Source organism: Azospirillum brasilense (assembly GCF_003349955.1).
In the GTDB taxonomy this organism is placed as follows: Bacteria; Pseudomonadota; Alphaproteobacteria; order Azospirillales; family Azospirillaceae; genus Azospirillum; species Azospirillum brasilense_B.
In genome coordinates, this window is the sequence record NZ_QLKQ01000034.1 from 63,210 (window position 1) to 71,229 (window position 8,020).

Sequence of the window (8,020 nt, forward strand, 5' to 3'; positions counted from 1 at the left end):
GTAGGCATCCCCTTCGACTCCCCTGGATGACCCGGCTCGCTCAGAAGATGGGTCCTTCAGGAAACCCGGCGTGGTTCACCCCCTCACGGCCTTGCGGACACCGCCCCCGCGGTCCGCAAGCCGAGGGCGTCGTGCAGCGAGGCGGCCAGCGTGCGGGCCACGCAATCATAGCCGAAGTCGTTCTGGTGGATGCCGTCCGGCCCGACCAGATCGCCCATGGCGGCCTGCCGCGTCTCCACCCACTGCCGCATCACCGCGTAGCGGTGGAACAGGCCGACCTCCTCCGCCGCCGCGACGCGGGCGATGCGGTCCTCCATCTCCTCGTGCCGGGGTTTCGCCAGCATGGCCGGGGCGTATTGCAGGTCCATCAGCACGACGTCCAGACCGGCGGCCTTCAGCGTCCGCACGCCGTCGCGGATCACCTGTTCCGCCGCGTCGGGGTCGTCCCCGCGCAGGACGGTGTTGGCCGCCACCTGCCAGATCACCAGATCGGGCGCCTCGTCCAGCACGTCGCGCTGGAAGCGCTTCAGCATGTCGGGACCGGTCTCCCCGTTGACGCCCTTGTTCAGGACCGTCAGAGCGAGGCCGGGGTAACGCGCCCCCAGATGCTCGGCCAGCCGCGCCGGGTAGCTGTGCGCCGGTCCGCTGGCCCCGGCCCCGGCGGTGGAGGAGGAGCCGATGGCGACGATGCGCAGAGGCCCGCCGGCGGCCAGGGCCCGCGCGCTGCGCGGCAGCGGCACGGCGAGGTCGGCGGTCTGAACGGCGACGGCGCAGGCCGCCGCCTTCACCGGACCGGGCGCTGCCGTCAGGCCGGCGAGGAAGGGGATGAGGGACAGCAGGACGGCGGCCCTCCGGCCACGGGTCCGGGGGGCGGGCGTGCCTGTCACGGAGCGGGTCTCCCGGCGCGGTCGATCATGGTGGACACGGTGTCGGCCAGGATGCGGCCGAGGCAGCGGTGGACGAACTGGTAGGCCTGCAGCTTTTCCTCCCTGGAGTCGGGGGCGAAGCCGACGCGGCCCTCCTCGAACCAATGCCGCATCATCTCGAAACGGGGAAAATGAACCACGTCGCTGTTCTGCGACACCCACTCCACATAGTCCAGGTAAGGCTGGAAGGTGATGAGTTGGCTCGTCTGCGGGCTGTACTGCATGTCCATCAGGATCACGTCGGCGCCGCGCCCCTGGGCCGCCGCGATGCCGCGCCCCAGCGCTTCCCCGAAGCTGTCGGGCCCGATGTTCCGCATGGCGTCCGCCGTGCCCACCTGCCAGACCAGCAGGGAAGCGGAGGAGGAAGCCAGTTCCCGGTTCAGGACCGGCAGCATCTCCTGCGCGGTCGCCCCCGGCGCGTTGCGGACGGTCACGCTGACCTTGCGGTCGGGCAGCCGCGCCGCCAGCTCCTTTTCCAGCAGCGCGGGATAGGCGGTGTCCGGGCGTGAACTTGCCGAGTTGAGCACCAGGATGGGCAGCGCGCCGCCGCGTTTCAGCCGCTCCCAGGCGCGCGGCAGGGCACCATCGACCGTGTAGACGGTTTCCGGAACGGCGCAGGGATCGGCGGGCGTCTGCGATGCCGCCTGCGCGACGCCCGTGGCGGCGGATGCGGTCAGTCCCGCGAGAACGGCCAGGGTCAAGACGGTCGCGCGCTTCATGCGCTCGGGTCCTTGGCGGAAGCTGTGGCGGCGGAGGCCAGTGGAGCGGCGGAAGCCGCGGGCGGGGCGGACGCCGATGGACGTGGCGGCCGTCCCACGGACTGATACCAGGTCAGCACCCGCGCGGCGGCCACCATCACGGCGATGCCGGCGAGTGTGACCGAAAACTGCGCCAAAAGCGAGGCGGACCAGTGGTTCAGCACCGTCTGGCCGGCGAAGGACAGGAAGATGCCCAGGCAGAAGACCTGAAGCGACTGCCGCCCGCACAGGATCACCGGGGCCAGCGCCGGCCAGCGCAGCCACGCGCTGTCGAACCGCGCGATCTGCAGGACGACGTAGGCCAGCGCGCAGAAATGCGCGAGCCGCAAAAGGTCGAGGTCGGTCTTGCTGATCGGGTAGAGGATCTCCGCCAGCCACACCGGCATCAGAGCGGCCATCGGCGCGATCTGCCAGGAGATCACCAGAAGAAGGGAGGCGAACAGATACCCCCCCGCCAGCCACAGCAGCGCCGTCCGCCGCGCCGTCAGCGCCGCCGCCACTTCGGGCAGCCGCTGCATGGTGGCCCCCAGAACGAACAGGAGCTGCCAGGCGAAAGGGTTGAAGAACCAGACGCCGCCGTCCGGATAGGTCGGCAGGTTCCAGTCCAGGAGGCGCGCCGCCGTGTAGAGCGTGACCGACCCGGCCAGCAGGGCCAGCGGCCAGCGCCGCAGCACCGGCAGCACCACCGGCAGGGACAGCAGCAGCACGATGTAGAGCGGCAGGATGTCCAGGTTGGCCGGACGGAACTTCAGGGCCAGCGCCTGGACCAGCGACACCGCGGGATCGGCGAAGAAGCCGGCGATCCCCATTTCCTCGGTGAACAGCGGGTTGTCGAAGACCCGCGCGGTGTAGGCGACCTGGGCGGTGAAGGCGATGAACAGGAAGAGATAGGCGACGTACAGCGTCCAGCAGCGGTCCAACACCTTGGCCGCGGCGAACCGCCAGCCATGCTGGTCCAGGATCCGGGCATAGACCAGCGACGAGGTGTAGCCGGAGATGAACACGAATACCTCGGTCGCGTCGCTGAGACCGAAGTTGCGCATCGTCACCCAGGCGATCTGATTGCCCGGGATGTGGTCCACGAAGATGAACCACAGGGCCAGCCCGCGGAAAAAGTCCAACCGAAGATCGCGCATCCCGCCTGACGCCACCGCCCGACCCCGCCCTTGTTTCGTGTGCGGCGCACCGTGGCATGGGCGGTCCGCTTTTGGCAATCGGCACAGAGGTCTGGCCGCCGTTGGTGGAACCCCGGCGCCATCCCGGCGAACGCCCCATGCGCAACACCGCGTGTTGTGCTATCACCGCGCGCAACCGGTTCCGTCCCACCGCACCAGCCCGCGGCCGGTCAAGCGAAGGACCCAGAATGGCGACCATCGAAGAAGCGCTCGACATCGCGGTCGATCACCACACGTCCGGTCGCCTCGCCGAAGCCGAGATCATCTACGCCCGCATCCTGGAGGCCGACCCGCACTACGCGCCGGCCCTGCATCTGGCCGGGGTGCTCGCCTGCCAGACGGACCGTCTCGACACCGCGCTTGACCGGTTGCGCCGCGCGGTCGCTGAGGCCCCCGGCACCTCGGCCTACCGCATCGACCACGCCAAGGCGCTGCTCGCCGCGCAGGAATGGAGCGCGGCGAGCATGGCCCTGCGCTCCGCTCTGGCCCTGGCGCCCGAGGTCCCCGACCCCTGGTATTTCCAGGCCCTGGCCGAGCATCACGCCGGCGACACCGACGCCGCCATCGCGGCCCTGCGGCACGCCTGCGCCCTGGCCCCGGACCGGGAGGACATGACCGGGCGGCTCGCCTTGCTCCATCAGCAGCGCGGGCAGGACCATCTGCGGCAGCTCCGACAAAGCCTTGCCCTCGCCGATTTCCAGAGTGCCGTCACCCTGAGCCCGACGGAGTCCGAACCGGCCTTCCTGCTCGCCACAGCGCTTCTCGATTCCAACCGCTTCGAAGCGGCGGCCGACATGTACCGCCGGGCGCTGAGCCTCGCCCCGGCGGAGGGGTTCGCCCTGCACAATCTGGGCATCACCCTGAGCCGCAGCGGCCGCACGGACGAGGCGCTGACCGTTCTCCGCCGCGGCGCCCATCTGGACCCCGCTCATGTCACGGTGCGCGACGCCCTCGTCCAGGTGTTGGAACGGCGCGACCCGACGGAGGCTGCCCTGTGGTCCATGGAGGCTCTGGCCCTCAAACTGGCGCGGGCCGCCGCCAAGGTCCCGCCGCCCGACACCCCGCCCGGCTCCGACGGCGCCCGGACCCGCAACATCGTCGCCTTCAGCCTGTGGGGGACGCGGGAGATTTACGCACAGGGCGCGCTCGCCAACGCCAAGGCGATGCCGGCGGTCTTTCCCGGCTGGACCTGCCGCTTCTACCACGACGATTCGGTTCCCCGCCCGGTTCTGGCCGAACTGGCGCGGCTCGGCGCCGAGACGGTCGAAATGCCGGCGGGCAGCGGCCCGTCGCACGGGCTGTTCTGGCGCTTCCTCGTCGCCGACGACCCGACGGTGGCGCGTTTCCTCTGCCGCGACTGCGATTCCCGCCCGACCGCGCGGGAGAAGGCCGCCGTGGACGCCTGGATCGCGTCCGGCCTGCCCTTCCACGTCATGCGCGACCATGTGCTGCACACCGACCTGATCCTGGCCGGGATGTGGGGCGGCATGGCTGGTCGGCTGCCGCCGCTGACGCCGGCCATCGACGCCGCCGCCGATCGGAAGGCCGACCGCTGGCAGGACCAGCGCTTTCTGGCGGACTGGGTGTGGCCGCGCATCCAAGGGCGCGTGCTTGTCCATGACAGCGTCCATGCGGGGGTGGGTCAACCCTTCCCGCCGGCCCCGGACGATCCCGTGTCGTCGCACGTCGGGGCGAAGGTGCTGCAGTTGCAGCCCGGCGACGGTGCCCATGTGGCCGCGGAACGGCCGGACTTTCCGCCGGAGGTCGTCATCCTGCCGGCCCAGCCTGGGCGGCCCATGCTCGCCGAGCGGCCCGGACGGCACGGGATGATGCGCTTCTTCGCGAAGGACACCTACATCGGGCGCTCCCTTGCCCTCTACGGCGAATATTCGGACGCCGAGCCTCGCCTCGCCGCGATGCTGGTGGGGTCCGGCGATGTGGTGGTCGAGGCGGGGTCGAACATCGGTGCGCACACCGTCCCGCTGGCCCGGACGGTCGGCCCCACCGGATGCGTCCACGCCTTCGAGCCGCAGCGTGTGGTGCATGAGTTGCTGGCTCACAACCTCGCCGCCAACGGCCTCCACAACGTCGTCCTGCACCGGGCGGCGGTCGGCAACGCGCCCGGCCGGATCACCGTTCCGGTCCCCGACTACGGCCGGTCCGGCAACTTCGGCGCCGTCAGCCTGGGCGCCCTCAGCGGCGAGCCGGTGCCGGTCGAGACGATCGACGGCCTCCGCCTCGACCGGCTGGCCCTGCTGAAGGCCGATGTGGAAGGCATGGAGGCTCTGGTGGTCGAGGGTGCGGCCCGAAGCATCGCCCGTTTCCGCCCGGCGCTCTATCTGGAGAACGACTGGGAGGAGCATTCCGCCGATCTGATCGCCATGCTTCAGGGCCTCGGCTACCGGCTGTGGTGGCACCTCGTGCCGATCTATAACCCGGACAACCATGCGGGCAATCCGTTCAACGCCTTTCCCCGCGTGGTGTCCCTGAACCTGCTCGGCCTTCCGGAGGGGCGCCCCTGCCCGCTGCCGGACCTGCCGCCGGTCACCGGGCCCGGCCAGTCCTGGCGCGAGGTCGCCCGACTCCTCTGATCCCGGCGGCACGCCTTTTGCCCAGACATCGGGCACCATGGTCAAGACCAAGGCTCCGCTGAAATTTTAGGCATATTCAGCGGGCAGTCTGCCCAGCTTTGCGCCGTGCCCGAGCGGCTCTTTGCAGGCGAACACCAGGGTATGCGGGGGTTCGGGTCCGGCTCACCCTCAAATTGGCCGGAGTGGCACGTGGGTTGCTTTTTCTCTGTCCTGCGCCGCGCCACCGGGGGTCCCCGCCGGTGCGCCCCACCAGGATACGCCCCATGGCCGCACTCCAATCCGCCCGTTCGCATCACCGACCGCCGCAGCCCGACACGGAGGCCACCGCGAAGCCCGCGGGCGTCGCGGTGACGCTGGACGGCATCACCCACCGCTTCGGCGCCTCCACCGCCGTGGACAACGTGACGCTGGAGATCAAGGCGGGCGAGTTGGTGGCCCTGCTGGGGCCGTCCGGCTGCGGCAAGACCACGCTGCTGCGCATCCTCGCCGGCTTCCAGGCGCAGACGCTGGGTCGCGTCGTCATCGGCGACCGGGTGGTCGACAGCCTGCCGCCCGCCGGGCGCGGCGTCGGCATCGTGTTCCAGAATTACGCCCTGTTCCCGCACATGACCGTGGCGCAGAACGTCGCCTACGGGCTGGAGGCGCGGGGGGCCGCCCGCGACGCGGTGAGGGCGCGGGTGGAGGCGATGCTCGGCTTGGTGAAGCTGGACGCCATGCGCGACCGCTTCCCCAAGCAACTGTCGGGCGGGCAGCAGCAGCGCGTGGCGCTGGCCCGCGCCCTGGCGATCCAGCCGAGCATCCTGCTGCTCGACGAGCCCTTCGCCGCGCTCGACAAGAACCTCCGACTGGACATGCAGATCGAGATCAAGCAGCTCCAGCGCCGCTTCGGCATCACCACCATCATGGTCACCCACGACCAGGAGGAGGCGCTGAGCATGGCCGACCGCATCGCCGTGCTGAGCCGGGGCAGGCTGGAGCAGTTCGGCACGCCGGAGGACGTCTACGACCGTCCCGGCACGCTGTTCGTCAACGGCTTCGTCGGCAGCGCCAACCAGTTGCGGGGCCGCGTCGTCCGCGCCTCTGGCAGCGTCGCCGAGGTGGCGCTGGAGGCCGGCACCGTTCTGACCGCCGTCACGCCCGACGCCGCGCTGGCCGCTGGCGATCCGGCCATCCTCTGCGTGCGCCCGGAAAACCTGCGGCTCGCCGCCGAGGCGGCGCCCCAGCAGATCGCCGGCACCGTGGAACTCGCCCTGCCGCTTGGCCCCGTGGTCGTCTACGAGGTGCGCACCGCCGACGGCGGGCAGGTGAAGGTGACCGAGCCGCGCGTCGCCGGCGCCGCTCTGCGCGCCCCCGGCACGCCGGTCCGGCTGCAACCCGTCTCCCCCCAGACCTGCCGCGCCTTCGCCGTTCCCGCAGGCGCCTGATCCACTCCCTCTCCCTTCTCTCCTCCTCCCCCCTGGAGTGTCCGCCGATGACCCTCGACCGCCGCCAGATCCTCGCCGCCGGCCTCACGCTCGGCGCCATGTCCCTGTTCCCCGGCATGAGCTGGGCGCAGGCGCGCAAGCTGGTGTTCGCCACCTTCACCGGAAGCTGGGAGGAAGCCCACCGCGACGTCATCGTCCCGCATTTCCGCAAGGCCACGGGCAACGCCGACATCGCGCTGGACCCGATGCTGTCGGTAGACATGATCGCCAAGGTGTCCGCCGCCAAGGCGAACCCGCCGATCGACGTGATGCTGATGGACCCCGGCCCGCGCCTGTCGGTGATCGGCCAGGATCTGGCCGCTCCCTTCCCCGTCGCGGACAGCAAGAACTACCAGGACCTGCTGCCGGTGGCCCAGCTTCCCGAAGGGCCGGGCATCTTCTTCCAGGCGGTCGGCATCACCTACAACCCGGAGAAGGTCAAGACCCCGCCGACGAGCTGGGACGATCTGTGGAAGCCGGAATACAAAGGCCGCGTCGGCATCACCAACATGAACTCGACGCTCGGCACCGCCTTCATGGTCGAGCTGGCGAAGACCCGTGGCGGCGGCGAGAACGACATCGAGCCGGCCTTCGCCGCGCTGAAGGAGCTTCAGCCGAATCTCGGCGCCGTCGCGCCGAATCCCGGCGCGCTCGCCACCCTGTTCCAGCAGGGCCAGATCGACATCTCCCCGGGCAACTTCAACGCCATCCAGATCCTGCGCGCCCGCGGCGTGCCGGTGGAGTTCGCCAAGCCGAAGACGGGCACCATCGCCTTCCTGACCACCGCCCACATCACCAAGAACTCGCCCAACGCCAAGCTGGCGGCGGCGCTGATCGAATCCGCCATGGCGCCGGAGGTGCAGACCAAGCTGATGCAGGCGCCCTTCTACGTCATTCCGACGAATTCCAAGGTGCAGATGGACGGCGACATCGCCCGCATGATCGCCAAGGACCAGGAGGAGCTGAAGGCGTCCTTCGTGTTCCACGACTGGTCGGTGATCAACCAGAACCGCGCCGGCTGGATCGAGCGGTTCAACAAGGAGATCAAGGTGTAAGTGCGGGAAACGGGCCCCCACACAACCCTCCCCCGCTCTCGCAGGGGAGGGC

The 8,020-nt window shown here is 70.2% G+C and carries 6 protein-coding genes; 3 read left to right on the forward strand and 3 right to left on the reverse strand.

Annotation, left to right across the window (positions count from 1 at the left end; translation table 11 throughout):
- Positions 1-83: 83 nt before the first annotated feature.
- The 3 genes from DXK32_RS16335 to DXK32_RS16345 are packed head-to-tail and all read right to left on the reverse strand — an operon-like array spanning position 84 to position 2,820.
- Positions 84-887 (reverse strand): SGNH/GDSL hydrolase family protein, encoded by an 804-nt coding sequence (locus tag DXK32_RS16335; RefSeq protein ID WP_114859480.1) that lies wholly within the window; start codon positions 885-887, stop codon positions 84-86.
- A complete protein-coding gene (locus tag DXK32_RS16340; protein WP_114859481.1) occupies positions 884-1,645 on the reverse strand; it encodes an SGNH/GDSL hydrolase family protein in 762 nt (253 codons plus the stop codon). The genes DXK32_RS16335 and DXK32_RS16340 overlap by 4 nt, the downstream gene beginning before the upstream one ends.
- Positions 1,642-2,820, reverse strand: coding sequence for an OpgC family protein (locus tag DXK32_RS16345; RefSeq protein ID WP_247877188.1), 1,179 nt, complete (start codon positions 2,818-2,820; stop codon positions 1,642-1,644). Before DXK32_RS16345 ends, DXK32_RS16340 begins: the two co-directional genes overlap by 4 nt.
- 227 nt (positions 2,821-3,047) lie before the next feature.
- Here DXK32_RS16345 and DXK32_RS16350 point away from each other — a divergent pair, with 227 nt between their 5' ends.
- The 3 genes from DXK32_RS16350 to DXK32_RS16360 all read left to right on the forward strand — a co-directional run bounded on the left by DXK32_RS16350 (position 3,048) and on the right by DXK32_RS16360 (position 7,968).
- Positions 3,048-5,450 carry a protein arginine N-methyltransferase gene (locus DXK32_RS16350; protein ID WP_162801199.1) on the forward strand — a complete coding sequence of 801 codons (2,403 nt, stop codon included), beginning with the start codon at positions 3,048-3,050 and terminating at the stop codon, positions 5,448-5,450.
- 263 nt (positions 5,451-5,713) lie between these two features.
- The gene (locus tag DXK32_RS16355) at positions 5,714-6,874 is read left to right on the forward strand and encodes an ABC transporter ATP-binding protein (RefSeq protein ID WP_114859484.1); all 1,161 of its coding nucleotides are present in this window, start codon (positions 5,714-5,716) and stop codon (positions 6,872-6,874) included.
- A 47-nt stretch (positions 6,875-6,921) separates the two neighbouring features.
- The gene (locus DXK32_RS16360; RefSeq protein ID WP_035679667.1) at positions 6,922-7,968 is read left to right on the forward strand and encodes an ABC transporter substrate-binding protein; all 1,047 of its coding nucleotides are present in this window, start codon (positions 6,922-6,924) and stop codon (positions 7,966-7,968) included.
- Positions 7,969-8,020: the final 52 nt, after the last annotated feature.

Excerpts from the sequence above, each read along its gene's own strand:
- DXK32_RS16360 (WP_035679667.1), top strand. The coding sequence starts at position 6,922 with ATGACCCTCGACCGCCGCCAGATCCTCGCCGCCGGCCTCACGCTCGGC.
- DXK32_RS16340 (WP_114859481.1), bottom strand. The coding sequence starts at position 1,645 with ATGAAGCGCGCGACCGTCTTGACCCTGGCCGTTCTCGCGGGACTGACC.
- DXK32_RS16350 (WP_162801199.1), top strand. The coding sequence starts at position 3,048 with ATGGCGACCATCGAAGAAGCGCTCGACATCGCGGTCGATCACCACACG.
- DXK32_RS16345 (WP_247877188.1), bottom strand. The coding sequence starts at position 2,820 with ATGCGCGATCTTCGGTTGGACTTTTTCCGCGGGCTGGCCCTGTGGTTC.
- DXK32_RS16355 (WP_114859484.1), top strand. The coding sequence starts at position 5,714 with ATGGCCGCACTCCAATCCGCCCGTTCGCATCACCGACCGCCGCAGCCC.